The organism is Streptomyces sp. DvalAA-43 (assembly GCF_900091725.1).
In the GTDB taxonomy this organism is placed as follows: Bacteria; Actinomycetota; Actinomycetes; order Streptomycetales; family Streptomycetaceae; genus Streptomyces; species Streptomyces pulveraceus.
The window spans coordinates 1-5,035 of sequence record NZ_FMBW01000056.1 but is presented as its reverse complement, the minus strand read 5'-3'; the positions used below and the strand labels follow the sequence as shown (position 1 = coordinate 5,035).

At 71.1% G+C, this 5,035-nt stretch carries 5 protein-coding genes; 1 reads left to right on the top strand and 4 read right to left on the bottom strand.

From position 1 onward, the window contains the following. The 3 genes from GA0115234_RS23410 to GA0115234_RS23400 all read right to left on the bottom strand — a co-directional run. Window positions 1-296: biotin/lipoyl-containing protein (locus GA0115234_RS23410; RefSeq protein ID WP_305123106.1), on the bottom strand; the 296-nt coding region annotated here is incomplete at its 3' end. A 61-nt stretch (window positions 297-357) separates the two neighbouring features. Beyond that, a complete protein-coding gene (lpdA, locus tag GA0115234_RS23405; RefSeq protein ID WP_093544964.1) occupies window positions 358-1,746 on the bottom strand; it encodes a dihydrolipoyl dehydrogenase in 1,389 nt (462 codons plus the stop codon). 330 nt (window positions 1,747-2,076) lie between these two features. Further along, a complete protein-coding gene (locus tag GA0115234_RS23400; protein ID WP_093544961.1) occupies window positions 2,077-3,633 on the bottom strand; it encodes a leucyl aminopeptidase in 1,557 nt (518 codons plus the stop codon). Window positions 3,634-3,891: 258 nt separating this feature from the next. Here GA0115234_RS23400 and GA0115234_RS23395 point away from each other — a divergent pair, with 258 nt between their 5' ends. Continuing rightward, window positions 3,892-4,719, top strand: a complete 828-nt coding sequence (locus tag GA0115234_RS23395) for an endo alpha-1,4 polygalactosaminidase (RefSeq protein ID WP_093544958.1) — start codon at window positions 3,892-3,894, stop codon at window positions 4,717-4,719. 30 nt (window positions 4,720-4,749) lie between these two features. On the opposite strand, the gene GA0115234_RS23390 is transcribed toward GA0115234_RS23395, so the two are convergent. Continuing rightward, window positions 4,750-5,035 (bottom strand): adenosylcobinamide-GDP ribazoletransferase (locus tag GA0115234_RS23390; protein WP_176729248.1); only part of this gene is annotated, 286 nt, incomplete at its 5' end.

The following is a 5,035-nucleotide window of genomic DNA, read 5'->3' as shown; positions in this document are numbered from 1 at the left end:
GGGGCCGGGGCGGCCGCGGGCTCGGCGGCCGGAGCCGCGGCGGCCACGGGCGCACCCGTGCCGTCGTCGATGATGGCCAGCTCGGCGCCGACCTCGACGGTCTCGTCCTCGGCGACCTTGATGGCGGCCAGGATGCCGGCCGCGGGGGCCGGGATCTCGGTGTCGACCTTGTCGGTCGAGACCTCGAGCAACGGCTCGTCGGCCTCGACGCGCTCGCCCTCGGCCTTCAGCCAGCGGGTGACAGTGCCCTCGGTGACGCTCTCGCCGAGCGCCGGAAGGGTTACGGAAACCGACATGGTTTCAGTTGCTCCTTACGAAAGTGCGGAAGTGGTCGGTCGTCGCGCCCGGTCGACCGGATCAGTCGTGGGAGTGCAGGGGCTTGCCGGCGAGGGCCAGGTGCGCCTCGCCCATCGCCTCGTTCTGCGTCGGGTGGGCGTGGATGAGCTGCGCGACCTCGGCGGGCAGCGCCTCCCAGTTGTAGATCAGCTGGGCTTCGCCGACCTGCTCGCCCATACGGTCACCGACCATGTGGACGCCGACCACGGCACCGTCCTTGACCTGGACGAGCTTGATCTCGCCCGCGGTCTTGAGGATCTTGCTCTTGCCGTTGCCCGCGAGGTTGTACTTCAGAGCGACGACCTTGTCCGCGCCGTAGAGCTCCTTGGCCTTGGCCTCGGTGATGCCCACGGAGGCGACCTCGGGGTGGCAGTACGTCACCCGCGGGACACCGTCGTAGTCGATCGGAACGGTCTTCAGACCGGCCAGCCGCTCCGCCACCAGGATGCCCTCGGCGAAGCCGACGTGCGCGAGCTGGAGCGTCGGGGCCAGGTCGCCCACGGCCGAGATGGTCGGAACGTTGGTCTGCATGTACTCGTCGACCAGGACGTAACCGCGGTCCATCGCGACGCCGGCCTCCTCGTAGCCCAGGCCCTGCGAGACCGGGCCGCGGCCGATGGCGACCAGCAGCACCTCGGCCTCGAAGGTCTTGCCGTCGGCGAGGGTCACACGGACGCCGTCCTGCGTGTACTCGGCGCTCTGGAAGAACGTACCGAGGTTGAACTTGATGCCGCGCTTGCGGAAAGCGCGCTCAAGAAGCTTCGAGCTGTTCTCGTCCTCGACCGGGACGAGGTGCTTCAGGCCCTCGATGATCGTCACGTCGGTGCCGAAGGACGTCCACGCCGAGGCGAACTCGACGCCGATGACGCCGCCGCCCAGCACGATCGCGGACTTCGGGACGCGGTCCAGCTTCAGCGCGTGGTCCGACGAGATGATGCGGTTGCCGTCGATCTCCAGGCCCGGCAGCGACTTCGGCACGGAGCCGGTCGCGAGCAGCACGTGGCGGCCCTGGACGCGCTGGCCGTTCACATCCACCGAGGTGGGGGAGGAGAGCCGTCCCTCGCCCTCGATGTAGGTGACCTTGCGCGAGGCGATGAGACCCTGCAGACCCTTGTACAGGCCCGAGATCACGTCGTCCTTGTACTTGTGGACGGCGTCGATGTCGATGCCCTCGAAGGTGGCCTTGACACCGAACTGCTCGGACTCGCGCGCCTGGTCGGCGATCTCACCGGCGTGCAGCAGGGCCTTCGTGGGGATGCAGCCGTTGTGCAGGCAGGTGCCGCCGACCTTGCCCTTCTCGATCAGAGCGACGTCCAGGCCCAGCTGCGCTCCGCGCAGGGCCGCGGCGTAACCGCCGCTACCACCGCCGAGGATCACTAGGTCGAAAACGGTGCTGGCGTCGTTCGCCACGTCACGTCCTCCATGCATGTGCGCCGTACGCCGGGCCCCGTCGCTGGGGGATGACCGGCCGGTCGGCTGGTGTTCGGCCGCTTTTGTTATTCGGCCCTGTGGTGGGGGCCCTGTCCTGCCGAGAACCCATCTTCGCACTTGTTGACGGTGGGCGGGACGCGGGGCCCGGGTCTGAGCCGGATGATCAACCGTCTCAGGCGGTTACCGCCGCGTAGACCCCTACGGATTTCGTCGAGAGCGAAACCTGCCGGATCCGTGCGGCGATGCCATCGGGGCAACGCGTACGGCCCCGGGCCTATGCCCGGGGCCGTACAGGTCACAGCCCGGACCTCAGCCGAGGTCTCCGGCGGCGGTGCGCTCGGCGAGCTTGACCAGCGTGCGGACCGAGGAGCCCGTGCCGCCCTTCGGCGTGTAGCCGTAGGGTGCGCCCTCGTGGAAGGCCGGACCGGCGATGTCCAGGTGCGCCCAGGCGATGCCCTCGCCCACGAACTCCTGGAGGAACAGACCGGCCACCAGGCCGCCGCCCATCCGCTCGCCCATGTTGGCGATGTCGGCGGTCGGGGAGTCCATGCCCTTGCGCAGGTCGGCGGGGAGCGGCATCGGCCAGGAGGCCTCGCCGACCTCCTCGGCGATCTCGTGGAGGGAGGTGCGGAAGGCGTCGTCGTTCGCCATGATGCCGAAGGTGCGGTTGCCCAGCGCCAGCACCATCGCGCCGGTCAGGGTCGCCACGTCGACGATCGCGTCCGGGTTCTCCTCGGAGGCGCGGGTCAGCGCGTCGGCGAGGACGAGCCGGCCCTCGGCGTCCGTGTTGAGGACCTCGACGGTCTTGCCGCTGTACATGCGCAGCACGTCACCGGGGCGGGTGGCGTTGCCCGACGGCATGTTCTCGGCGAGCGCCAGCCAGCCGGTGACGTTGACCTGGAGACCGAGGCGGGCGGCCGCGACGACGGTCGCGAACACGGCGGCGGCGCCGCTCATGTCGCACTTCATCGTCTCGTTGTGGCCGGCCGGCTTCAGCGAGATGCCGCCCGAGTCGTAGGTGATGCCCTTGCCGACCAGGGCCAGGGTCTTCTCCGCCTTCGGGTGCGTGTAGGCGAGCTTCACCAGGCGCGGGCCGTGGGTCGAGCCCTGGCCGACGCCCAGCAGACCGCCGAAGCCGCCCTTGACGAGCGCCTTCTCGTCGAGGACCTGCACCTTGATGCCGTGCTCCTTGCCCGCGGCGGTGGCCACGGCGGCGAAGGACTCGGGGTACAGGTCGTTCGGCGGGGTGTTGATCAGGTCGCGGGCGCGGTTGATCTCCTCGGCCACCGCGACGGCGCGCTCGGCGGCCGCCTTGAACGCCTTGTCGCGCGGCTTGGTGCCGAGCAGGGCGACCTCGCCGAGCGGCAGCTTGACGCCGTTGCCGTTCTTCTTGCCCTTGGGGGCGACCTTGTCCTCGCCGCCCTGGTACGCGGTGAAGGCGTACGCGCCCAGGAGCGCGCCCTCGGCGATCGCCTCGGCGTCCTCGGCGGACGCGATGGGCAGCGCGAAGCCGGCCTTCTTCGAGCCGGTCAGGGCACGGGCGGCCGAGCCCGCGGCCCGGCGCAGCGCCTCGGCGTCGTACGCCTCGTCCTTCTCCGGGACGGAGCCGAGCCCGACCGCGATGACGACCGGGACCTTGAGGCCGTCGGGTGCGGGGAGCTTGGTCACCTCGCCCTCGGCACCTGCGGCGCCCAGGGCCTTCAGGACGGTGGCGAGCTTTCCGTCGAACGCCTTGTCCACGGCCTCGGCGCCCGGTGCGAGGACCAGGTCCCCGGACTTGGATCCAGCGCCCTTGGCGACGCCGACGACGAGTGCGTCGGCGCGCAGCGTCGTCGCACCGGCAGTGCTGAGAGTGAGAGCAGTCACGGTGGTGAAATCTCGCTTCCGTTGAGTTCGTTGTCGGTCGAGGGGTGGGCCGACCGTGCCCGGCGCATCGTAGACGCCGCCGCAATGTGCCGGGAATGAGCCTACGCGCGCCCTTGCCGCGGGAACACGGCGGCGGGCCGTCGGTGGCCCGATGTGGAGCCCCGGCCCGGCCCCGGGCGTCCGGTGCGGGGCCCGTGAAGCGGGAACCGGTCGTGGACATAGGGTCGTTGGAGGTGACGGACCGACAAGGGGAGAACCATGCACGCCCGCAGGGCCGCACGCGTGAGGGCAGGCGGCCGGCCGCTGCCCGTCGCCGTACTGATTCTGATGGCCCTGCTGGCCGGCTGCACATCGGCGGCGCCGGAACCGGAGGGGAAGGACCGCTGGCGGCCGGAGCCGGGCATCGGCTGGCAGTGGCAGCTCTCCGGCCGGCTGGACCCGACGGTGGACGTCCCGGTCTACGACATCGACGGCTTCGACCACAAGGCCGCGGCGGTCGGTGATCTGCACCGCCGGGGCCGCAAGGTGATCTGCTACCTCTCCACCGGCGCCTGGGAGGACTTCCGTCCGGACGCCGAGAAGTTCCCCGCCTCGGTACGGGGGAAGAGCAACGGCTGGGAGGGCGAGCGCTGGCTCGACATCCGCCGCACGGATGTCCTGGAGCCGCTGATGGAACGGCGGATCGAGATGTGCGCCGAGAAGGGCTTCGACGCGGTGGAGCCCGACAACATGGACGGCTACCGCAACCGCACCGGCTTCCCGCTGACCGCCGCCGACCAGCTGCGCTACAACCGGCTCATCGCCCGGATCGCCCACCGCCACGGGCTCTCCGTCGGCCTGAAGAACGACCTCGGGCAGATCCCGGAGCTGGAGCCGGACTTCGACTTCGCGGTCAACGAGCAGTGCGCCCAGTACGGGGAGTGCGCGGAGCTCACCCCGTTCGTGAAGGCGGGCAAGGCCGTCTTCCACGTCGAGTACGAGCTGCCCGTCGCCCGGTTCTGCGCCGGGTCGCGGCGGCTGGGGCTCAGCTCGCTGCTGAAGAAGTACGAACTGGGCGTGTGGCGCCAGGAGTGCCCGAAGGCCTGAACCCCGGCGGCAGGGACACGCACTACCCGACTATCCGAACGTCAGCACCACCAGGGCCGTCGTCGCCGCCGTCTCCGCCAGTGCGCCGAAGACATCGCCGGTCACCCCGCCGAAGCGCCGCACGCAGTGCCGCAGCAGGAGCTGGGCGGCACCGAGCGCGGCCAGTGCGGCCAGCGCGTGGCGCGGCGCCCCGTACCCGCCCAGGAGCGCACCGGCCCCCGCGCACCCCGCGACCACCACGGCACCGGCCGCCACCGCGGCCCGCACCGTCACCGTGCCCGCCACCGCCGCGCCCAGCCCCTCCGGGCGGGCCGGC

Excerpts from the sequence above, each read along its gene's own strand:
- GA0115234_RS23395 (WP_093544958.1), top strand. The coding sequence starts at position 3,892 with ATGCACGCCCGCAGGGCCGCACGCGTGAGGGCAGGCGGCCGGCCGCTG.